24 protein-coding genes are annotated in these 21,807 nt (G+C 46.5%); 8 read left to right on the top strand and 16 right to left on the bottom strand.

Going from position 1 to position 21,807, the window contains the following annotated elements; genetic code table 11:
• Positions 1 to 43 precede the first annotated feature (43 nt).
• The gene (locus tag MDMS009_RS09675; protein WP_008291352.1) at positions 44 to 1,075 is read left to right on the top strand and encodes a Vgb family protein; all 1,032 of its coding nucleotides are present in this window, start codon (positions 44 to 46) and stop codon (positions 1,073 to 1,075) included.
• Between the two features lie 142 nt (positions 1,076 to 1,217).
• Here MDMS009_RS09675 and MDMS009_RS09670 read toward each other — a convergent pair whose 3' ends face one another.
• Entirely contained in the window at positions 1,218 to 1,661 is a 444-nt protein-coding gene (locus MDMS009_RS09670; protein WP_008291387.1) for a hypothetical protein, read from the bottom strand.
• A gap of 612 nt (positions 1,662 to 2,273) precedes the next feature.
• On the opposite strand from MDMS009_RS09670, the gene MDMS009_RS09665 reads away from it, so the two are divergent.
• From MDMS009_RS09665 to MDMS009_RS09655, 3 genes are all read left to right on the top strand, one after another.
• On the top strand, positions 2,274 to 3,683 hold the full coding sequence (locus MDMS009_RS09665) for a PhoH family protein (protein ID WP_008291319.1): 1,410 nt from the start codon (positions 2,274 to 2,276) through the stop codon (positions 3,681 to 3,683).
• Between the two features lie 193 nt (positions 3,684 to 3,876).
• A complete protein-coding gene (locus MDMS009_RS09660; protein WP_008291419.1) occupies positions 3,877 to 4,491 on the top strand; it encodes a PilZ domain-containing protein in 615 nt (204 codons plus the stop codon).
• Between the two features lie 77 nt (positions 4,492 to 4,568).
• The gene (locus MDMS009_RS09655) at positions 4,569 to 5,225 is read left to right on the top strand and encodes a glutathione S-transferase (RefSeq protein WP_043888156.1); all 657 of its coding nucleotides are present in this window, start codon (positions 4,569 to 4,571) and stop codon (positions 5,223 to 5,225) included.
• Here the strand turns inward: MDMS009_RS09655 and MDMS009_RS09650 are convergent.
• From MDMS009_RS09650 to bioB, 6 genes are read right to left on the bottom strand one after another with little or no spacing between them, the layout of a single operon-like run.
• Positions 5,222 to 5,917 carry a transglutaminase-like cysteine peptidase gene (locus MDMS009_RS09650; protein WP_043888154.1) on the bottom strand — a complete coding sequence of 232 codons (696 nt, stop codon included), beginning with the start codon at positions 5,915 to 5,917 and terminating at the stop codon, positions 5,222 to 5,224. The two genes, MDMS009_RS09655 and MDMS009_RS09650, sit on opposite strands and share 4 nt — an antisense overlap.
• Positions 5,917 to 6,582, bottom strand: a complete 666-nt coding sequence (gene bioD, locus MDMS009_RS09645; RefSeq protein ID WP_008291260.1) for a dethiobiotin synthase — start codon at positions 6,580 to 6,582, stop codon at positions 5,917 to 5,919. Before bioD ends, MDMS009_RS09650 begins: the two co-directional genes overlap by 1 nt.
• Complete coding sequence (gene bioC / locus MDMS009_RS09640; RefSeq protein WP_008291417.1) at positions 6,579 to 7,472, bottom strand: malonyl-ACP O-methyltransferase BioC; 894 nt, start codon at positions 7,470 to 7,472, stop codon at positions 6,579 to 6,581. Before bioC ends, bioD begins: the two co-directional genes overlap by 4 nt.
• Positions 7,465 to 8,226, bottom strand: coding sequence for a pimeloyl-ACP methyl ester esterase BioH (bioH, locus tag MDMS009_RS09635; protein ID WP_154647012.1), 762 nt, complete (start codon positions 8,224 to 8,226; stop codon positions 7,465 to 7,467). Before bioH ends, bioC begins: the two co-directional genes overlap by 8 nt.
• The gene (gene bioF, locus MDMS009_RS09630) at positions 8,216 to 9,391 is read right to left on the bottom strand and encodes an 8-amino-7-oxononanoate synthase (RefSeq protein WP_008291376.1); all 1,176 of its coding nucleotides are present in this window, start codon (positions 9,389 to 9,391) and stop codon (positions 8,216 to 8,218) included. Before bioF ends, bioH begins: the two co-directional genes overlap by 11 nt.
• Positions 9,392 to 9,405: 14 nt before the next feature.
• The gene (bioB, locus tag MDMS009_RS09625) at positions 9,406 to 10,413 is read right to left on the bottom strand and encodes a biotin synthase BioB (protein ID WP_008291743.1); all 1,008 of its coding nucleotides are present in this window, start codon (positions 10,411 to 10,413) and stop codon (positions 9,406 to 9,408) included.
• Positions 10,414 to 10,456: 43 nt separating this feature from the next.
• Here bioB and MDMS009_RS09620 point away from each other — a divergent pair, with 43 nt between their 5' ends.
• The 4 genes from MDMS009_RS09620 to MDMS009_RS09605 are packed head-to-tail and all read left to right on the top strand — an operon-like array spanning position 10,457 to position 13,301.
• Complete coding sequence (locus MDMS009_RS09620) at positions 10,457 to 11,170, top strand: ComF family protein (RefSeq protein ID WP_052298172.1); 714 nt, start codon at positions 10,457 to 10,459, stop codon at positions 11,168 to 11,170.
• A 35-nt stretch (positions 11,171 to 11,205) separates the two neighbouring features.
• Positions 11,206 to 12,282 carry a sensor domain-containing diguanylate cyclase gene (locus MDMS009_RS09615; protein WP_008291570.1) on the top strand — a complete coding sequence of 359 codons (1,077 nt, stop codon included), beginning with the start codon at positions 11,206 to 11,208 and terminating at the stop codon, positions 12,280 to 12,282.
• Positions 12,269 to 12,697 (top strand): potassium channel family protein, encoded by a 429-nt coding sequence (locus tag MDMS009_RS09610; protein WP_008291488.1) that lies wholly within the window; start codon positions 12,269 to 12,271, stop codon positions 12,695 to 12,697. The genes MDMS009_RS09615 and MDMS009_RS09610 overlap by 14 nt, the downstream gene beginning before the upstream one ends.
• Positions 12,698 to 12,716: 19 nt before the next feature.
• Positions 12,717 to 13,301, top strand: coding sequence for a hypothetical protein (locus tag MDMS009_RS09605; RefSeq protein WP_008291343.1), 585 nt, complete (start codon positions 12,717 to 12,719; stop codon positions 13,299 to 13,301).
• Here MDMS009_RS09605 and MDMS009_RS09600 read toward each other — a convergent pair.
• The 9 genes from MDMS009_RS09600 to gmk are packed head-to-tail and all read right to left on the bottom strand — an operon-like array spanning position 13,288 to position 21,685.
• Positions 13,288 to 14,112: a thermonuclease family protein gene (locus MDMS009_RS09600; RefSeq protein WP_008291708.1), complete on the bottom strand. Its 825-nt coding sequence runs from the start codon at positions 14,110 to 14,112 to the stop codon at positions 13,288 to 13,290. The genes MDMS009_RS09605 and MDMS009_RS09600 overlap by 14 nt on opposite strands.
• 28 nt (positions 14,113 to 14,140) lie before the next feature.
• The gene (locus MDMS009_RS09595; RefSeq protein WP_008291518.1) at positions 14,141 to 14,641 is read right to left on the bottom strand and encodes a hypothetical protein; all 501 of its coding nucleotides are present in this window, start codon (positions 14,639 to 14,641) and stop codon (positions 14,141 to 14,143) included.
• Positions 14,638 to 15,510, bottom strand: coding sequence for a 4-hydroxybenzoate octaprenyltransferase (gene ubiA / locus MDMS009_RS09590; protein ID WP_008291764.1), 873 nt, complete (start codon positions 15,508 to 15,510; stop codon positions 14,638 to 14,640). Before ubiA ends, MDMS009_RS09595 begins: the two co-directional genes overlap by 4 nt.
• Positions 15,507 to 16,049, bottom strand: a complete 543-nt coding sequence (locus MDMS009_RS09585) for a chorismate--pyruvate lyase family protein (protein ID WP_008291704.1) — start codon at positions 16,047 to 16,049, stop codon at positions 15,507 to 15,509. The genes ubiA and MDMS009_RS09585 overlap by 4 nt, the downstream gene beginning before the upstream one ends.
• Before the next feature lie 15 nt (positions 16,050 to 16,064).
• On the bottom strand, positions 16,065 to 18,152 hold the full coding sequence (gene recG / locus MDMS009_RS09580; RefSeq protein WP_008291780.1) for an ATP-dependent DNA helicase RecG: 2,088 nt from the start codon (positions 18,150 to 18,152) through the stop codon (positions 16,065 to 16,067).
• A 24-nt stretch (positions 18,153 to 18,176) separates the two neighbouring features.
• Complete coding sequence (locus MDMS009_RS09575) at positions 18,177 to 18,563, bottom strand: RidA family protein (RefSeq protein ID WP_036312414.1); 387 nt, start codon at positions 18,561 to 18,563, stop codon at positions 18,177 to 18,179.
• Between the two features lie 37 nt (positions 18,564 to 18,600).
• Positions 18,601 to 20,757: a RelA/SpoT family protein gene (locus MDMS009_RS09570; protein WP_008291667.1), complete on the bottom strand. Its 2,157-nt coding sequence runs from the start codon at positions 20,755 to 20,757 to the stop codon at positions 18,601 to 18,603.
• A gap of 6 nt (positions 20,758 to 20,763) precedes the next feature.
• Positions 20,764 to 21,024 (bottom strand): DNA-directed RNA polymerase subunit omega, encoded by a 261-nt coding sequence (gene rpoZ / locus MDMS009_RS09565; protein ID WP_008291367.1) that lies wholly within the window; start codon positions 21,022 to 21,024, stop codon positions 20,764 to 20,766.
• 49 nt (positions 21,025 to 21,073) lie between these two features.
• Positions 21,074 to 21,685: a guanylate kinase gene (gene gmk, locus MDMS009_RS09560; RefSeq protein ID WP_008291575.1), complete on the bottom strand. Its 612-nt coding sequence runs from the start codon at positions 21,683 to 21,685 to the stop codon at positions 21,074 to 21,076.
• Between the last annotated feature and the right edge of the window lie 122 nt (positions 21,686 to 21,807).

Genomic DNA, 21,807 nt, shown 5'->3' with positions numbered 1-21,807 from the left:
TGGTATTGTCCACATGGAGTTGCTATTGATGAGGAGTAACTAAATGTTTGACACACGATTGACGTCTTCCTACAAAACCCTACTCACTGTATTACTGAGTAGTTCATTGCTAATCTCGACCAACAGTTTTTCCGATGAACAAAACTCAACCTTACCCAACACATTAGCATTCACCGAATGGACAGTACCATGGGAAAACTCGCGGCCTCGCGACCCCTATGTTGTGGAAAATGGTGCTGTGTGGTTTGTCGGTCAGGTTGACCATTATGTTGCTCGCCTCAATCCGGAAACAGGCGAAATGAAAAAATTCGATATTCCTGGTACCGGCCCTCATACCGTTGTCGTCAGTGAAGATGGAACGCCATGGTATGCGGGTAATAAAGATAAACATATTGGCAAAATGAATCCTGATACAGGCAAAGTCACACGATTTGATATGCCTGAAGCGATAAACGATCCACATACGATGGACTGGACAGCTGATGGTAATCTCTGGTTTACCGCCCAATGGTCAAACACTATCGCGAAGCTCAACACAACAACCGGCGAGGTGAATAAAATATCTCTGCCTGACAAAAACATGCGGCCTTATGGCCTTGTGGTTGATGGAAATGACAGACCATGGGTAGCGCTGATGGGCAGTAACGCTATCGCCACGATTGATCCTGATACGATGCAGTTAGAAATAATTCAGACACCGACACAAGATAGCTTGATTCGCCGCCTTGATATCACATCTGATGGCCGTATCTGGTGGGGCGATAATGCAATGGGACATATTGGCGTGTATGACCCTAAAACAAAAACGATGCGGGAATGGGAAACACCCGGTGGTGAGGCGGCCGGAATTTATGCTTTAGCTGTCGATAACAAAGATCGTGTTTGGTACGTTGAAACGGGCATACAACCTAACCGCTTTATTGGCTTTGATACTAAAACCGAACGCTTTATTTCAAAAGATGACGTTCCGTCTGGAGGGATTACTATTCGCCACATGGTATTTGATGACTCTTCCAACGCCATATGGTTTGCTACTGATGCAAACACCGTGGGTAAAGCCGTCGTGCCTGATTAAAAGCTCACGAACTGATGGTGACTCATGCCAGCATAACGATGCTGGCATGACAAGCCATTGTCATCTGTTGTCATCAGAATGAAATGCTCGCTACAAAAAAATGTAACGCCCCATCATCTAAAACAATAAGAAAGCCCAACCACTAATCGCAGCGGATTTGATACCCGTCTTCCACGCGGTTAAACTCAAATTGTTTGTCAGTCCCTTTCTTTTGATATGCCAATACATCACCGTTTAGATTCAGTTCGGTGTATGTCTGAGTAACTGTCTTACCTTCTGGTACTTGCTTTTTACCATTCATATCTTCCATCGAGGACACGTTTTCAACCAATTCCCCGTTTTCAAGCTGCCAGTCACCCGTCTCTTTTTGTACCCAAGATAGATCTTTACCGTTACAGACTAAAAATAAAGCAGCATAGCGATTGTTATCCATTCGTCGGGTTAACCATTTCATTGTCTCGTCATCTTGTTGCTGCTCACTGTACCAAGTACCCATGAGATCATTGCTTGAAGGAGCGGCATGGACTGTTGCCGTCATAGTTAAACCAATCAGACAGCCAAGTGTCACACGATGAAATACAGACATAATTACCTCTAGATTTAATAGTCGGGATGAACATCTAATAAGGGCGAAATAAGCGATCAGTAACGCTGATGTACAAGTTCACCTGTCGTTTTGACCACTCACACTATGCATATTTTTAAGGGCTAACAAGGACTCATAGCAACACTCAGGAAATATTCCCACTTATGACATAGCTCTGCGCAAAATGAGGCAAGTTGGCCGCTTTTTTCATTGTTATCTGTACCCACCAACAGGTCTGGGTAATTTTTCCTGAGCCGCTGTAAAGCAGCAGAATCAGTGGCATATAACGGCATAGCGCGGTCAGGTATTGAGTGTGCGTTTATTCGCATTGACGGTGACTCACGCATCGCTTGTCGAAGACAAAAACTTGTTATTGTTAGAGTAAGTGATAAAACGCGGGAAACGGCGCTATTAATAGCAATGTCAAAGACAGACACCGTCAATTCAAGAGGGGGATTTGTTATCTTAACACTATTTTTCAGCTTGTGAAGTAGCACTTTTTGACAACAGCTTGAGCAATACATTTTCTGCTTTATAGCTCTTTGCAGACCGTTATTTCTCGATCATAATCGAACTCAGGCACTCCCCTATCCACAAGAGGACTTCTTGCAGATGATTAAACGACCCGCCGCTGGAAAACGCCTGTTCATACTTGACACCAATGTGCTGATGCACGACCCCACTGCCCTGTTCCGCTTTGACGAACATGATATTTATCTTCCCATGGTGGTACTTGAAGAGTTGGATCGTGGCAAAAAAGGCTTGTCAGAAGTATCTCGCAATGTTCGCCAAGTCAGTCGTTTCCTTGATGAAATGTTATTAATTGCCGAAGACAGCGATGCCATCAGTAACGGTATTCCATTACCTAGCGTAAATAATGGCGATATGCCTGCTGCCACTGGGCGTTTATTCTTCCAGACCACGCAAATGCAAAGGGATTTACCGAAAGAGTTGCCAAGTCATCAGGGTGATAATGCCATCTTGAGTGTCGCGATTGCCTTGCAACAAACCATTACTGATCACACCATCATTCTGGTCTCAAAAGACATCAACCTTCGCATTAAAGCAACAGTGCTGGGGATCTGTGCTGAAGATTATTACAACGATAAAGTCTTAGATGATGTCGATCTGTTGTATCGCGGCTCCAGTGAATTGACGGCGGACTTTTGGGATGACTTAAATCGTCTGGAGTCATGGACTGCTGATGGGCAGACCTTTTACCAAGTCGAGGGTGATGTGGTTAAAGACTGGTATCCCAACCAGCTCATTTTTTCACCTGGCGAAGATCACAATATCGAAGCCGTAGTGAGATCGGTGACAGAAAACAGCTCCGATATCCAACTGATCAATGATTATCGAAAAGACAATCATGCTGTTTGGGGTATTACGGCACGCAATCGCGAACAAAACTTTGCGTTGAATTTATTAATGGATCCCGAAGTCGATTTCGTGACTTTATTGGGACAGGCAGGTACGGGTAAAACGCTGCTCACGCTGGCGGCGGCATTAACGCAAACCATCGAGCATAAGCGCTACTGTGAGATTGTTATGACGCGTGTTACCGTGCCTGTAGGCGAAGATATTGGCTTTTTGCCGGGTACCGAAGAAGAAAAAATGACACCGTGGATGGGTGCCCTGATGGACAACTTGGAAGTACTGAATAAAACCGAGGGCGGTGAATGGGGGCGTCAGGCAACCAATGATTTACTTCAGCGTTGGATCAAAATCCGTTCATTGAACTTTATGCGTGGTCGTACTTTCCTTAACCGTTTCATCATTATTGATGAAGCGCAAAATCTGACATCAAAACAAATGAAAACCTTAATCACCCGTGCCGGTCCCGGCACCAAAGTGGTCTGTTTAGGTAATATCGCTCAGATTGATACGCCGTACTTAAGTGAGACCACCTCCGGGCTGACTTATGTGGTCGATCACTTTAAGTACTGGCAGCACAGTGGCCACATTACTTTGTTGCGCGGCGAACGTTCCCGTTTAGCGGATTATGCGTCCGAACACCTATAATAATGAGCGTTAAATGACCATCATTCAGGACATAAGCGTATGAGTTAACACTCAAACCAAGCTACCAACTCTTTGGCGCAAACGTCACGGGACTGGTAAAAAATTCAGAACATGATATAAAGGAAGTCGGCTTTGGGGGCGTCCCACCCCCTAGTAATGCTTAATAATTATTAACAAATTTTGGACGGGCAAGATGCACTATGCTGGCTCAGATAGGCGCGAATTTTTTCGCATCAACGACACGGTTGTGGTTGACTATAAAATCATACAAAAAGAGAACGTTAGTTCCGTAGCGCATCGTATTGCGCAATCAACCGACGATGATGAAGGTAATGAAAAGGCGCAATTAAGAGCACTACAAACAGCCTTCACACATACCTTAGATCAAATTAATCACCAAGATCGTGATATTGCGCGTGCGCTGCGTATGCTCGATGAAAAAATTAATCTCATTTCACAAGAGATTCAGCGTCATCATAACCCCATCTCACATGATGATCTGACCGATGCGAACCTGAGTGGTGGTGGACTCGCCTTTATGGTCGCAGAGCCTATTGAAGTTAAAGACCACGTTGAAATCTATATGCAGTTATTACCCACTGCAAATACGATTCATGCTTTGGCGTCTGTTATTTCATGTGAAAAGATCCTGTCAGCATCGCCCGATAAGCCCTATCACTTGCGCATGATATTCACCCACATGGATGAGCAAGACCGCAACTTGTTAGTGAAACACACACTAAACCGTCAGGCTGAAATGTTACGTGGTGGTATCGCCAGTGATGCGATGAGTCTGCGCGAATTCTAAACCCAGCTGTTAGCAGATTTAGGTCTGCTGCCCAGATTGCTATACTGAGGCTTTTTAGGCCTCTTCCCGCTTAAAGTATGACTGAACCCAATTTACCCGTTTTATATAGCTTTCGTCGCTGCCCATATGCCATGCGAGCACGATTAGCCATAACCAGCAGTAACATTCACACTGAGCTACGTGAAGTTGTATTGAAAGACAAACCCGCGTCTTTGCTGGCTCTATCCTCAAAAGCCACTGTGCCGGTTCTGCAAACTGCTGAGGGTAAAGTCATTGATGAAAGTCTGGATATTATGTTGTGGGCATTGCAACAGCATGATCCCAATAACTGGCAACACAATCTGAGTGACGCTCAACAGCATATCAGCCAGCAGTTGATTGAAAACAATGATGGTGAATTCAAATTTTATCTTGATCGCTATAAATACGCTGACCGTTACCCTGAACACACTGAGCTGCATTACCGCCAACAAGGTGAAAAAACGCTAGCCAAGCTCGAGTCATTATTAAATAACAATGGCTGTTTGTTGGGAGCTAACTGGACGATAGCCGATATCGCGGTATTGCCATTTATCAGGCAATTCGCTTTTGTTGATAAGGATTGGTTTGATCAATCACCCTATCCAGCAGTAAGGCACTGGCTGGATGACTTTCTAGAAAGCGAATTATTTAAACGTATTATGCAGAAATATCCGCAATGGCATGAGGGTGATGACGCTACGCTATTTCCCTAATCCGGGCAGCGTGTACGAGCTTCCGAATCAGTTAAATCGTAATACTGGTAAAGACAAATCATCGCGGGTTCATTTGCGGCTTCAACATCCATTGATTTCAGTAGCTTCTGCCACAAACTAATCCGTTCACTACTATCCACGAACTGGTCTGATTGCTGTTTTTTATTAACCCATAAACCTTTGCCGTTAAAGCTATACACCGGATACAGATCATCACGTTGTGTCGCAGGCAGGATTTGGGTATTGAGGTTATCCAATACCAGTGGCGTGACTTTGGGATTATCGTAGTAACTCACCACCATATGTGCCTGATTTAATGAAAGCGCTTTGACATAGGTCAATCGTAATTTGTCTTCATCCATGCCCATGGATGTCAATGTGAAGTACTTGGCAATGGAGAAGTCTTCACAATCTCCTCCTCGTGTTACCAAGGTTTGTAGCGGTGTTGCCCAGTAATCTTCTTGCTGCCAGTGATCAATATCATCGACAAAAGTAAATTGATTCACAAAATCATTGGTTGCTTTCAGGCGACGCATATCAGACCAGTTCTGACCTGAGTCAATCAACTGCTTCCAGGCCTTCACCGTCTCCTCTGTTTGCTGATTGATACCGGTGTCAGTCACCTCTTTTTTAGGTGTGGAGGAGCACCCTACCAATAACGCAAGACAGAGAATTGCGAACCATCTGATCATCAGGGGTCGCCTTGTAGAAATGCGTCGGCAGTTTGTCCATTCTCCAGGCAAGGCACAACGCCAAGGCAAGGCGCATCAATACGTTGTTTTAAGGTCTCAATGATTTCATTTGACTCAGACTGGTGATCTAAATGATTAGCGACCCAACCTGCCAGTTTCAGCCCTTTTTGTTGAATGGCCTCTACTGTCAGCAAAGCATGATTAATGCAACCCAGTTTAACCGCAACGACCAGCACTACTGGTAAGTCGAGCTTGTGAGCCAAGTCTGCCATTGTTTCATCATCATTGATGGGCACAAACCAACCGCCGGCACCCTCGACAACCACTGCCTCTGCCTGTTGTTTAATTTGCTGGTAGCATTTTTTTATTGTGTTCAAACAAATCGACACCTCAGCCTGCTTTGCTGCGATATGCGGCGCAATGGCAGGTTCAAAGGCATAAGGGTTCACCATGGTATAGGGCAATGCGACATCGCTTTGCGCCATCATGGCTAAGGCATCGTCATTTCGCCACTCGCCTTCACGCCAATCACAACCACTGGCAATCGGTTTCATCCCCACTGTTTTTAGTCCTTGTTGCTGTAACAAGGCGATCAGACCGACACTGATGCAGGTTTTACCCACTTCAGTATCTGTGCCGGTAACAAAGACATGGTTAGGCATCATCGACGTTGAATCTCATTAATGGAAACATGAACACTACCGTCCTCAGCGTGTTGTTGACCCGCTTGCTGTAATTTCCAGCCATGGCCAAAAACAACTTCATAACTGGCGGGAAGCAAACCATCACGGCGAAATTGTTCATAGGCTGTAATCACATTTTTCATCACATTTTTACCCGTCAGTCCTCGTCGGCGTCCTTCATTTACATTATGCGCGCCCAATATTTTCAAATCACGCATCATCGCCATCGCCGTATCGTAAGTCAGGGTGTAGGGCTCGACATCTAATACACAATCAGCCAAACCGCTGGCTGTCATCGCATCGCCAACATCATGCATATCAAAGAACACATTGACATGCGGGTATGCATCAACCGCCGCCCAGGCCTGCCTTAGCTCCGTCAAGGTATCAGGCCCCAATGACGTAAACATTAACAACCCATTTGGTCTTAATACACGTTGAATTTCTTTGAAACTCTGCTTTGGGTCGCACCACTGCAGGGCGAGATTGGCAAACACTAAATCGACACTGTTATCGGCCAATGGCAGACTTTCAGCATCTCCCGTAATGGTTTGCAATGCTTTGTTTTGAGGTAACCAGCGTTTAAACCCCAGGTCGTCACGAAAGCGTTTTTTTGCCTGCTTTAGCATACCCGCTGCAATATCCATCGCAATCAGTTGTGCCTGAGGATAGCGCTGATGTAATAAGGCGAGATTTCGTCCTGTTCCAGCGCCCAAATCAAGAACACGTTCGGGCTCCACTGTCATCAAAGACAATCTATCGAGTAATTCATCTGCCGTCTGTCTTTGTAGCACAGCAACATCATCATACTGTGTCGCTGCAGCGGCAAAAGACTGCGCTACTTTAAATTTGTCGGGACGATATTCAGCCATCAATAAAAAGTTCTATTAATTCCTGACAGCGCTGCGGCTGTGCAATAAACGGGGCATGGCCAACGCCATCAATCATCGTGACATCTAATGCTGGGTTAAGCTTTTTTGCATAATCTGGCATTGATGCAGGGATCAAGGTATCGCGTTCCCCTAAAATCAATTGCAGCGGACATGTTGCTTGCGATAAAGCATCGCGCATATCAGTCTGCAACAATAATGCTAATCCTTGTCTAAGCGCTTCTGGCTGAGGTGTATGCTGAGTAGCTAATTGCTCACTTAATTCGCGAATTATCTCTCGGCTTTGTACGGCGCCTTTAGCTTGCAACATTAAAAAACGTTGTAAAGTCTGCTGCTGATCAACGTGCAGGTTCGATGCAAAACTTTCGAACACTGAGGGAGCCATCGCACAAGGCCAGGTCTCACAGCCCACAAACTTGGGGGTAGTCGCCATCAAACTCAGTTTTCGTACTTTTTTTGGATACCGTTGTTGCATCGCCAGACAAATTAAACCACCGAGTGACCAGCCTAACCACACCGCATTATCTGGCAATTTCTGCTCAAGCTCAGATAATAATAAAGGCAGTTCAAACTGCCCCTCTTGCCAATCGCTCTGTCCATGTCCGGGCAAATCGACTAAGTGCAAGGTAAAACGTTCAGCCAGCCCTTCCGCCAGCTCATGCCATACCCCACTGTGCATGCTCCAGCCATGTAACATCACCAAATCAGGACCGGCGCCAACTACATTAATGTGCACAGGCTAGCTCCAATGCTGCCAGCAATTTTTCAATATCTTCAGCGCGATGTGATGCAGATAAAGTCACTCTTAATCTGGCAGTATTATTAGGCACCGTGGGTGGGCGAATAACACCGACCAATAAGCCTTTATCTTCTAAGGATTTTCCAATTGCCAACGCTTTTTTATCATCCCCAATAACGATCGGTTGTATCGGTGTGATTGAAGGCATTAGCTCTAATCCCAGTTGTTCTGCACCTTGCCGGAATTGTTTAATCAGATCCTGCAATTGCTCACGACGCCAGTTTTCATTCTCCACCAATTGCAGACTAGCTAAGGTAGCTGCTGCTATAGCTGGCGGTTGCGCCGTGGTGTAAACATAACTGCGTGCTTTTTGAATCAAGCTTTCGATCACCACCTCATCTGCGGCAACAAAGGCGCCACCTGTGCCTATGGCCTTACCCAAAGTTCCGACCACTATTGGCGTTTTATCCGCCGCCAAATTATAGTGCGAAACTGTGCCGCGACCGCCTTTGCCAATCACGCCGAAACCATGAGCATCATCAATTAACACAGCCGCGCGGTGTTGCTCGGCTAACGCCATCATCTCCGGCAACGCTGCAATATCGCCGTCCATACTGAAAACACCATCACTGACAATAAGTCGATGTTTGGCATGAGCTGCCGTGTGCAAACGTTTATGCAGTCGCCCCATATCAGCATGGGGAAATCGCAATTGCTCAGCCTCAGTCAGGCGTCCGCCATCCAATAATGACGCGTGATTTAGCTTATCCTGAATCACCATGTCACCGCGGCTCAACAAACCATCGATTACCCCTAGGTTCGCCATATAACCAGTAGAAAAAAGCAATACACGTTGCTGACCGGTAAACTCGGCTAAGGCTTCTTCGAGCTGCTGGTGATAATGACTGTGCCCGGTAAGAAGGTGTGCGGCACCACTACCGACCCCTTCCTTATCAATGGCTTTTTTAAAAGCCTGCTTAATGTCGGAATGGGCAGCAAGGCCGAGATAGTCATTGCTGCAAAAAGACAGCATCGGTTTACCATCAACCACGATATTGACGCCCTGCTCACCAGTGCGCAATCGCGATTGACGGTATCGACCCGCCGCTTTACGTTCTGATAACGCGGCGTTTAGTTCTTCATGCCAGGGGAGTTGTGACACTCGTGTTTAACAAATTACGCTGCTGAACACTGCTTTTCAGTTTTTTCTTCACCCTCCCAAGGTGTAATACCAAGGCGTTTGAACAATTGCTGATCGTGATTGGTATCAGGGTTATCCGTTGTCAGTAACTTTTCGCCATAGAAAATCGAGTTCGCACCGGCAAGGAAACACATCGCTTGCATTTCATCGCTCATGTTTTCACGTCCCGCAGACAGTCGAACAAATGATTTCGGCATCATAATGCGAGCGACAGCGATAGTGCGAACAAATTCAAGCGCATCCAGGTTTTCAATACCATTCAATGGCGTACCTTCAACCTGTACCAGCAAGTTAATCGGTACACTTTGCGGTTGTGTGGGCAGATTCGCCAGGCTGATCAACAGTCCTGCGCGATCGCCACGCTCTTCGCCCATACCAACAATACCACCGCTACACACATTAATACCCGCATCGCGCACATGGCCTAGCGTATTAAGACGGTCTTCGTAGGTACGGGTAGTAATGATGTCACCATAAAACTCCGGTGAGGTATCCAGATTATGATTGTAGTAATCCAAACCGGCATCTTTCAGACGCTTGGCTTGATGCTCTTCAAGCATGCCCAAAGTCACACAGGTTTCCAGACCTAAGCCTTTCACCCCTTCGACCATGTCAGCAACACGTTCGAGATCACGATCTTTTAAACTACGCCATGCAGCGCCCATGCAAAAACGGCTTGCACCAGCTTGTTTGGCTTCATTAGCCGACTTCATCACTTCATCTAAAGGCATTAACGGTTCTGCTTTAACAGCAGACGGATGGTGCGCACTTTGTGGACAATAACCACAGTCTTCCGCACAACCACCGGTCTTAATGCTTAACAATGTGCTGATTTGGACTGAATTAGCGTCAAAGTGCTGACGATGCACGGTTTGAGCTTGAAACAGCAGATCATTAAAAGGCAACGCAAACAGCGTCTCTACTTCTTCCTGTTTCCAGTCGTTTCGAATAGTCGTTTGGGTTTCTGCTACGTTCTCAGGCATGATGACTCTTCACTGATTTAATGGATTAAATTAGGCAATGGCCATGGCTAGATTTAGCACGCTGACTCATCAATTTCAGGAATTATACAGGAAAGTATTTCCAATACCTTGTTTGCTCTGCGGACTTGCTGCTGAACAATACGGTCTGTGTCAGCCTTGTATGGCAGAGTTACCGGTATTAGGCCATGCATGCAAACGCTGTGCATTACCACTGCAAAATGCGCAAATTTGCGGTCATTGCCTTAACGCAACCCCCAGTCAGGATCACAGTTTTAGTCTGTATCGTTATGAAGGCACCGTCAGGCGTTGTATTACGGCATTCAAGTACCACAAACAACTGCAATTTAGCCGCTTGTTTGGCCAACAAATGGCTAATATTTTGTCTGCTCGTGCAGAACTACCAGACTGTCTTGTACCGATACCACTGCATCCACGGCGCCTTCGTCATCGGGGCTTTAATCAATCGGCTGAAGTCGCCAAATACTTGGCCTCAGCGCTGAATATTGCGTACCGGCCAGAACTGTTGAAAAGAGTAAGACTAACGCAATCACAAAGTGAACTCCCTTTTAAGCAGCGAAAAAAGAATATGCGCAACGCGTTTGCCTGTCGTACAAAACAATTACCCAAACATGTAGCGATCATTGATGATGTGATGACCTCGGGCTACACCGTCGGTGAAGCCGCAAAAATAGTTAAACGCCAAGGTGTTGAGGTCATTGAGGTATGGACAATTGCACGTGCAATAAGCCATTATTGAGACCTAGCCCACAATTTCGCTCATAAGGCGTTTGGATGCAAAATATCGCCACGTTACAAACCCGTTTGGATGAACTGCTCCGTATCGCCAAAAGTAATGAGCGTAAACAAGACAATTTTCAGCAATATGAGCTGGCATTGCTCAATAGTGGCAGCCTGCACGAATTATTCAGCATTATCCTTGATCAGCATAAAGAACGTTTTCAACTCACTGAAGTGACCTTATTACTCTATGATCCAGAATATGAGTTAAGACGCTTGGTTGAAACTAAGACGGGCAAACACAGTTGGCGTAATCGCTTGCTTTTTACCGAAACGGCACAGTTTATTTCACAATACTTCAGCCCCCAACAAAAGCCGCGTCTGGTCACGTTTTCATCACACCAGCATACTTTTTTATTTCCTGATCACGATCAGCTCGGCTCAGTGGCATTGTTACCCTTGATTCGCCAAAACCAACTCATTGGTAGCTTAAATCTAGGCAGCCGAAACCCGTCACGATTCCAAAGTAATATCGGCACGCAGTTTCTAAGTCATTTGGCTGCAGTAGTATCAGCGTGTATCGAAAACGCTCGTTTGCACGAGCACATCAAACTGGTGGGGTTACGTGACCCACTGACGGGAATTAATAACCGTCGATTTTTTGATCAACGCCTACAGGAGGAGGTCAGCCGTGCCAAGCGGTTTCATACGCCACTGTCTTGTCTGTTTATCGATTTGGATCACTTCAAGCGCGTCAATGATAACTATGGTCACCAAGCAGGTGATGCCGTCTTGAAACAAGTCTCTGAATTACTCAATGACAGACTACGCAACACCGACGTATTAGCGCGCTATGGGGGGGAAGAATTTGTCATCCTGTTATCTCATACTCACTCAAAAGATGCCGCCGAGATTGGTGAGCAAATACGTGAACGGGTAGATGCGGCTGAATTTACTATCCCATCCGGTAAAACGATTCATGTGACCCTGTCGATAGGTCTGGCGACGATGACTAAAGAGGGCAATATTCACGATGAAAACGCACTTGTTGCTGCCGCTGATCAGGCAGTTTATGCCGCCAAGTTATCGGGCCGTAATAAATTAATGCAGACGCCAGATGCTACTGACTAGCTTTGTTATCAATACCTTGCTTGTGCTTATCTGCGTGGTGATTCATTACGAAACACTCTATCAGTTAGCCAGAAGGTTATCGGTTGTGCACATATCTCCGCGCCGTCGTGTCTTAGTTGGCGTGATGGTGATCCTGCTCGCCCATATCGTTGAAATTTGGCTGTTTGCATTGGGTTACTACGCTATGGCTAACAGCGCTGGATTCGGTAGTTTAAGTGGTAATACTAATTTAAGCCTGCTGGATTGTGGCTATTTTTCATTTACCACCTACACTACCCTGGGGTTTGGCGATATTGAACCAAGTGGTTATTTGCGTTTTCTAACAGGCATAGAATCATTAACGGGGTTCGTCATGATAACGTGGTCGGCCTCATTTCTTTTCCTTGAAATGCAAAAGTACTGGCCCAAACGTTAAGGTCACTGCGGAGGCAGCTATGAGTAGAATAGAACAGCTTCTCCAACAAATCAGACAACTCGAAGAAGAGTTGCTACTTGAACTCAACCAACGTAGTCAGGTTATCGGCTTCACTATTAAAGGTAAACGCGTTGAGTTCGAACGCTCAATTAGACTCGCGCACAAACGACTGAAGTATGGGATCTGGCGATGGCTGTTTGGTATCAGACCCATCAATATTATTACCGCACCGATCATTTACGCGATGATTGTTCCGTTGGTATTGATTGATGTGCTGGTCAGCTTTTACCAATACACCTGCTTTCCCATTTATGGCATCAGCCGCGTGAAACGTGACCATTACATTGTGTTCGATCGTCACCATTTGAGTTTTCTCAATATCTTTGAACGCCTGCATTGCCTCTACTGTTCCTATGGTAATGGCGTTGTTGCCTATATCCGCGAAATTCTGGCCCGCACCGAACAATATTTTTGCCCCATAAAACACGCACGCAAAGTCTTAGGAACACATGAGCGTTATTATCAATTTATTGAGTATGGGGATGCGACCGACTACCACCAGAGGCTGCAGCAGTTTCGTAAAAATTTGGCTAAAGAAGAATAATAGCGCTGGGGTGTACCAGTCTGATTATGTGCTGTTCATCTCGCCTGCTGATCCAACCACGCACCTCAAGCTGCTGACCAACAAATCTGTCTAATCCATCGAATAAAGGAAGGTGGCGGTTTGCGATTTGAATTGACACCTTATCTGTCACCAATAATGTCGTGTTTTGCTTTCCCCGGCTGATGGATTTCACTGTAAGCTGCCAGCGCTGCCAACCGCGATAGCTGACGCCTGACGTAAAGTCAGCCAGTGTTTTTGACTGATATGCCGGCATCGACCAGATTCCTATCTCCTTACTCTCCGCCTGATTCTGCGCCACTATCAAACGCTCAGCATATCTGAGATTGGGCGGTATTAAGGTCAACATGGCATGACCGGTTTCTAAAAGCCTGGCATTGATATAATCACCATTGTCGAGAAAGCAATGCGCCAGCCGTCTGCCATATTTATCATAAAGCTGTTGATCGTATTCAATAAATAAAACCGGTGATCGTAATGTCGTGTTGAGCCACTGCTTTGCCTGCCGGCCACCGGCTTGTTGCTGAGTGAATCGACTTTCAACTTCTGGTGTATTAAGTCCAATTAAACGTATTTTCTCGCCGCTTTCCAGCTCAAGAGTATCGCCATCAATAACCCTTTTCAGTCGCACCCGATATCGATAGGAGCTGGGGTGTCGCTCAGCTTTTTCAGCGCTACTGTGTGTGCGCTCTGAAAAGACCTCATTGCCTTGTGCATCAACACTGCGATAAATATCCGCCGAAACAACACTACAAGCCATAATAAGGGTAATAATGCCCCCTAAATAATGCATAGGCCTCCTCCCTGAAATGCCCCTTATCTCAGTGTATTTCCATAAACTTGGTCATTTTTTCTTGTTGTTGTGCTACTTGCCGACGTAAATCGTTGATCAACTGTTTCAACATACTCGCTACCGAATCAAAGCTTTCTCCGTGCATTTCGGCATGAGCCGCTTCCACAGATGCGAAAATAGCCAGATAGTCACCTTTCCTGATGGCTCCAGGTAATTCAGAAAGTGCATTGTTAAGTTGTCTGGACAGGCGCTTTAGGATGAACTTGTCCTGCTCGTGTGATATTTCGTTCAGTACTTTTTGTGCCTGCTGTACATCGTTTTTGATGTCCTGTCCCAGTTGTTGGATAGCCTGTGTCAGTACGCGAAATGCATCCCCTTCGCTACCAGCACGTGCTGCCGAACTCACGGCATTCGATGACAATAAATGCATTTGCTTCAATAAGGGTTGTAGTTGTTCAAGCTCCGTTTGCAACTCGCTGACGATTTGCAATAGCTGTTGCTGAGCATCGTGTGTTAATGAACCTGTCATTCCACTATCATCATGTAATGTAAAACAATGCCGGCAAACAAGCAGCCGCCTAACCAATTATTATTCAAAAAGGCGCGTAAGCAGGCTTTGGCATCACGATGTCGACTCAGGTATTGCTGGTAGACAAAAAAACCGGCCGCTACCACAACAGCCAGATAATAAACCCAGCTCATTTCCAACTGCTTACCAATCAAGACCATCACCAAAATGTAACTCGCCTGCAACACGCCTTGTATTTTCAGGTCATCGTCACCAAACAACACGGCAGTCGATTTAATACCGGCAAGTAAATCATCATCACGATCCGCCATTGCATAAAACGTATCGTAGACTGTGGTCCAGATAATATTGGCCAAAAACAATAACCAGGCGATAGTGGGTATGGTTTCTGTCTGAGCAGCAAATGCCATCGGAATGGCCCAGCCAAATGCAATACCTAAGTAAAGTTGTGGAAGGTGAGTAAAACGCTTCATAAACGGGTAACTGGCAGCTAAGAGAACAGCGACCAGAGACAGCCAAATCGTCATCGTATTAAGCAAGGAAACGAGACAAAAAGCGATGATGGCCAGCACGACAAACAAGATCACAGCATGCTTTGCCTGTAACTGACCGGTTGCCAGCGGCCGAGACTCGGTACGCCAAACTTTGCCATCAATATCACGATCAGCGAAATCGTTAATCGCACAACCGGCAGAGCGCATGATAATTACACCCAAAATAAAAACCAGCAGTACAGTTAGGTCAGGAAATCCCTCAGCAGCGATCCATAACGCCCCCAAGGTCGGCCAGAGTAATAATAAAATGCCAATCGGACGATCTAGCCGCATCAATGTCACATAAGGCCAGATAGCAGATTTCAGTTTACTCACGAATCACTCCATTTATCTGAAGGTAGAAACACTTCATTTACCAGCATATTTTTATTGCCAACATAGAAACAGGAACGGCGTGCCCATAAATATTGGGGCCGACTTGGTAGTCTTTTGCTCGCCATTTCATACAGAAACTGTCCAGGCTGCAGGTAAGCCACCTGTAGTGGACCACGTTTCAAACTTGGTTCATTAAACAACATTTCGCCCAAAGACTGGTTGCCTAATGCATCAAAGCGTTGTGATTTGGCAAGATAGGTATTCCTTGGCACAACAGTACGCGCATAAATCTGTGGCTGCTGACCATCTAATAAATGTACTTCACGCTGAAACATTAACTGGGTCAATGGTTGCCGTAACAAAATGGCTTCATCAGCGAGCGGACGGTCCCAATGACTTTCCAACAACGCGACAGAAAATGAGTGCTGACAAGATTGCTGCAAGCGGCGCGTTAATGAGCCTGTATCAGTTAACCAGCCGCTTAAGGCCGTCGGTAATGATAGCAGTAAAGGCGTTTGCCAACGGGTCCAGTGGTTCATCACATTTCCATTCGATTAAACATTGCCGAAATCAATCTTATGGGCAAACCATCGGTTAACCAAGGCATCAGCCTGTTTCGGCGCTTCTTTCAGCATGACGTTGGCGGCATTATCCATCACTGATAATAAATCCTGATCGTCAATCAAATCAGCCACACGGAATTGCGGTAAGCCGGTTTGCCGTGTACCCAGCACCTCTCCTGGTCCACGTATTTCCAGGTCACGCTGTGCGATTTTAAAACCATCGTTGGTTTCACGCAGGCATTTCAATCGTGCCTGCCCATTCTCGGATAAAGGTGGGTGATACATCAACACACAGTGGCTTTCAATTTGTCCGCGCCCGACCCTGCCGCGTAACTGATGCAGTTGGGCCAGTCCGAGTCTTTCAGCGTTTTCGATGACCATCAAGCTGGCATTAGGAACATCGACCCCTACCTCAATCACAGTAGTGGCGACCAACATATCCAGTTGCCCTTCTTTAAAGGCCGTCATCACCGTATCTTTATCTTTGGTTTTCATACGACCATGCACGAGCCCAATTCGCAGATCCGGTAAGCTATCTTGCAGTGATGTTGCTGTATCTTCAGCCGCCTGACATTGCAAATGTTCCGACTCTTCAATCAGCGTGCACACCCAGTAAACCTGACGTTGCTGCTGACAAGCGGCATAAACCCGCTCAATCACATCATGACGTCGATTATCTGGTAACACCACGGTGGTCACAGGCGTTCTGCCAGGCGGCATTTCATCAATAACAGAGATATTAAGATCAGCATAAGCCGTCATTGCTAACGTCCGGGGAATCGGAGTTGCGGTCATCACTAATTGGTGTGGCATGGAGTCAATGTCACAACCTTTATCACGTAAAGCCAAACGCTGATGCACACCAAAACGGTGCTGTTCATCAATGATCACCAAACCCAAGTTATTGAATACCACCTCGTCTTGAAACAACGCGTGAGTACCAACTGCAACGCTAATCTCACCAGCTTGTAGCCTTGCTAACATTTGTTTTCGTTCTGATGTCGTTTGCTTGCCTGCACACCAGCCAACCTCAATATTCATCGGTGACAGCCAGTTAACAAAGGTACGAAAGTGTTGTTCTGCCAGGAGCTCTGTCGGTGCCATCATCACAGCCTGGCAACCTGATGCAACCGCTTCAATCGCCGCCAAGGCAGCTACCACGGTCTTACCTGAACCCACATCCCCCTGAACCAACCGTTGCATCGGTCTGGGTTCAGCCATATCTTGCAAAATTTCATGGGTGACCCGTTTCTGGGCTTGCGTCAGTGGGAATGGCAACACATCCAATAATGCTTGTCGTTTATCCTGTTTGGCTTGTAACACCGGCGCAGTGTGATGTTGCGTTTGTGCGCGTAATTTTTTCATCGTCAGTTGCTGTGCCAGTAACTCTTCATACGCCAGTCTTTTCTGTGCTGGGTGGTGGCGATCCAGTAACTGTTGAACAGGCGCATCTGGTGGCGGCTGATGGACATATTGCAAGGCATCTACCAGAGAGTATTCAGCACTCTGATGTAGGCGCGCGCCATCAATCAATAACTCCGGCATGGTTTCCTGATCCAGACAACTGAGCGCCTGCTTGATCAGTTTACGTAAAGAAAGCTGATGCAACCCTTCGGTTGTGGGGTAAACCGGCGTCAACTCATTCTCGACTGGCACCGCCCCTTCTTCCGCAAGCAATTGATACTCAGGATGCACCATTTCCAGTGACGCTGGCCCATTTCGTACTTCACCAAAGCAACGAATACGACGCCCTTTCGTCAGTTGCTGCTGTTGTGCTTTAGAAAAATGAAAAAAGCGCAGGATAATTGCGCCGGTGCCATCAGATACATGACACAACAACGAGCGACGACGGCCAAATTTGACCTGAGAGAGTTGGATCACACCTTCAATCAAGACTTCTTGCTGCAGCCTTAACGCGCCAAGTGGCATAAGACGTGTTCGATCTTGGTAACGTAGAGGGAGATGAAACAGCAGATCTTGCACCTGCTGCACACCAATTTTTATCAGCCGCTCAGCGACTTTGTCACCAACACCTTTTAGCGCAGTAACAGGCTGCGATAACTGTTTATCGGCCGCCACAGCCTGTCACCCGCGATGATTTAATTAGGCACCGAGGTGTAAAACAGCATCCATTTCAACGGGTACATCTTTAGGCAAAGAAGCCACACCAATCGCAGCTCGTGCCGGATAAGGCTGCTCAAAGTACTCCATCATAATGTCATTAACTGTGCCGAAATGGCTCAAATCTGTTAGGAAAATATTCAATTTAACAATATCTTGCAGACTACCGCCTGATGCTTTTGCCACGGCTGCTAAATTATCAAATACACGGCGCACTTGGGCTGAAAAGTCACCTTCCAGCACGGTCATCGTTTCCGGTACCAAAGGAATCTGACCAGACATATAGACAACGTCCCCAACTTTTACAGCTTGCGAGTATGGACCAATCGCTTCGGGGGCATCAGCTGTATGAATAATTTCGCGTGTCATTGAGTTCTCCATCAAAAAGCCGCAAGCGGCATTGTCATTAATTAATACGTGTAATTCTTTCAACCATTTCGAGACGGCGCAACCGACGAATCACCCGAGCCAGGTGCTTGCGATCCATCACTTCAATAGTGAGACGCAGGTCAGAGTAACCGCCATCGCGTTCATCAACCACCACATTGTCGATATTGGAATCGGCTTCTGACACCGTTGAGGCAATCGTAGCCAAGACACCACGCTGGTTTTTCACATGCACCATAATATCAACAGGGAAATCACGCTCCACATCGGGCGACCAAGTGACATCCAACCATTTCTCGTTCTGAACCCGCAGATGTGACGTGTTCTTACAGCCGCGTCGATGAATAATAATTCCGCGGCCGGCACTGACATAGCCGTGGATAGGATCGCCGGGGATCGGATGACAACAACGGCCGAAGCTGACCACCATGCCTTCTGTGCCTGCAATCATCAGCGCCTGTGCATCTTTATCCGGCGTAGATTCATTGACCAGTTTTTGTGCGATCAATAATGCAGAATGGTTGCCTAGACCAATATCCTGTAGCAAATCTTCAAACTGTTTCAATTCAAACTCAGCAATCAACTCATTGAAGCGTTCAACAGGAATATCATCAAGGCTGGTTGAAAATGCTGTCAGGTGTTTATTTAATAATCGACGTCCCAACAGCACAGCTTCTTCTGTCTGTAAGTTGCGCAGATAATGGCGAATATTGGTGCGCGCTTTTGCCGTCACCACAAAGTTCAACCAAGCAGGATTCGGGTGCGATGCCGGTGAGGTAATAACTTCTACCGATTCACCGGTTTCTAACTGTGTGCTCAGCGGCACCAAATGGCGTCCAACCCGCGCTGCCACACAGCTATTACCCACATCACTGTGAACAGCATAGGCAAAGTCCACCGTAGTAGCACCGCGCGGTAAGGTCAGAATCTCACCTTTTGGAGTGGACACATAAATTTCATCGGGGAAGAGATCGATGCGCAGATTTTCCAGAAACTCCATTGAGTCGCCTGAACCTTTCTGCATTTCCAAAATGCCTTGCAGCCACTGACGCGCTTTACGGTGCGCTAGGTTATTACCAACGGACTCACCCGTTTTGTAAAGCCAATGCGCGGCCACCCCGGCTTCTGCCATGTGGTCCATATCTCGTGAGCGGATTTGAACTTCAATCGGCACACCATAAGGGCCAAACAAGACGGTGTGTAAAGACTGATAGCCATTCGCTTTAGGAATCGCAATATAGTCTTTGAATTTGCCCTGAACCGGTTTGTAGAGGTTATGCACCACCCCCAACATCCGATAGCAAGCATCGACATCATCGACAATGATGCGAAATGCATAGACATCCATCACTTCAGAAAAGGAGAGTTGTTTCGCCACCATTTTCTTATAGAGGCTATAGAGGTTTTTCTCACGGCCCTGGATGTCGGCGCTCAAGCCTTCCTGTTCCATGCGATTAAGAATCGATGCGGTAATTTGGGTAACGATTTCTTTTCGGTTACCGCGCGCTCTGCGTACTGCATCTTGGAGAACGCGATAGCGAATTGGGTAAAGAACGTGAAAACCCAAATCTTCCAGCTCACAACGCATCAGGTTCATACCTAAGCGCTGGGCAATGGGGGCATAAATATCTAGGGTTTCGTGCGCAATACGACGGCGTTTTTCTGGGCGTAAATGTCCCAGCGTTCGCATATTGTGAAGCCGATCCGCGAGCTTGACGATAATAACGCGAATATCACGCGACATTGCCAGTAGCATTTTGCGCAGATTTTCAGCCTGGGCGTGTTTTTGGGTTTCAAACGCGGCTTTGGCAAGCTTGGTCACACCTTCAACCAGCTCTGCCACTTCTTCATCAAACTCGGCGATGAGTTCTTTTTTGGTGAGCGCCGTATCCTCAATGACATCATGCAGCAGACCGGCCATGATGCATTCATAATCCATATGCATCATCGCCAGTACATGCGCTACGGCCAGTGGATGCGTGATATATCGCTCGCCACTACGCCGCGTTTGACCTTCATGAGCGCTATCGGCGAAGTGGTAAGCGCGCCGAATCGCATCGACCTGCCCTGTTTCCAGATAATTGGAGGTCGCAAAACACAAGTCATCAATGGTGAGTTTTGGTTCTGATTCCTGGATGAAGTCCAGTTCAGAAGCGACTGACGGCTTTGCGCTCACAAGTGCTTATACTTCGTTTTGTAATTCTTCTTCGCTGACGATGCTTTCTTCAGCGTGCTGACGCGCACTGGTTTTGGTCAAGATTTCTGGACCTACAAGACCCGCTGCGATTTCACGCAAAGCCAGTACGGTTGGCTTGTCGTTATCAATCTCGACCATGGCATCATCACCCATCGCGATTTCACGTGCACGTTTAGATGCAACCAATACCAGTTGGAAACGGTTTTCAACGTTTTCCAAACAATCTTCTACTGTGGTACGAGCCATATTAATTCCCCGGGAAAATAAACAAGTAATTCTACGAAATATCAGCGTTTTAAGCCAGCAATTCTGTAATCAGTGCCGATTGTTTATGCTTCTGTGTCGCTAATGCCTGACGTTTTGCGATAATGATGGCAGTGAGTTTGTCCAAAGCCTCTGTAAAATCATCATTGACGATCAGATAATCAAACTCTACGTAATGCGAAATTTCATTTTCGGCATCCCGCATACGGCGCTGAATCACCTCTTCATTATCTTGACCACGATCTCGCAAACGTTGTTCCAGCGTCGCTTTGGATGGTGGTAGGATAAAAATGCCTGTCGAGTCGGCAAAGTTATTTCGAACTTGCTGCGCGCCCTGCCAATCGATTTCCAGAATGACATCAAGCCCTTGTTCTAACAATGCTTCCACAGCTTTGGATGATGTGCCATAGCTATTGTCAAAAACGGTCGCCGACTCCAAAAAATCGCCATTACCGCGCATTTGCGCAAAAACATCCTGACTAACAAAATGATAATCACGTCCGTCTTGTTCACCATCACGCGGTGGGCGCGTCGTATGTGACACTGACAGGCGAATATCGTCATGCCCTGCCACCAACGCATTAACTAAGCTCGTTTTGCCAGCACCAGAGGGCGCCGCGACAATAAATAAACTTCCCATCATTTTTTCTAATAGTTACCTGAATTGATGTTTGCTGAGACATCTTAATCATGTCTGACTTTCTAGAAGCATTATACGCAATGCATTCCGATATTGAGGAAAACTGAAGTACATCTTTCATTTGC

The sequence above is a fragment of the Methylophaga thiooxydans DMS010 genome, assembly GCF_000156355.1.
Classification (GTDB): Bacteria; Pseudomonadota; Gammaproteobacteria; order Nitrosococcales; family Methylophagaceae; genus Methylophaga; species Methylophaga thiooxydans.
Note: the sequence above shows the minus strand (reverse complement) of the source record. Positions and strands in the feature narration are given on the sequence as shown.